The organism is Streptomyces sp. NPDC059455 (assembly GCF_042750115.1).
In the GTDB taxonomy this organism is placed as follows: Bacteria; Actinomycetota; Actinomycetes; order Streptomycetales; family Streptomycetaceae; genus Streptomyces; species Streptomyces endocoffeicus.
In genome coordinates, this window is the sequence record NZ_JBHYVB010000234.1 from 16378 (window position 1) to 16699 (window position 322).

Below are 322 nucleotides of genomic sequence, written 5' to 3' on the forward strand. Positions count from 1 at the left end.
AGCCCCACCTAGCGCAAGGGCGCGCCTACACCTCCCGAGGGGCGAGAGAGAGGGGCCCCCACCACCCCCCATCGAGCCGCCCCCTTTGAGATCCGGAGCCGCTGCCGGGGGTGAGGGTGGGTTCCCGGCGCCGGCTCCGGTGGCCTTATGGGCTCCAACGGGGTGCCCGGCGGATCTTGCCCCTCCCCGCCCCTTCCCGCAGCATCGAATTGCGGCTCCGCCGCATGGGGGGCTTCGCCCCTGGACCCCGGGGTCTGGGGCGGAGCCCCCGGGGGGGGCAGGGGGGGGGGGGGGGGACCGCCGATATGCGGCTCCCCCGCGG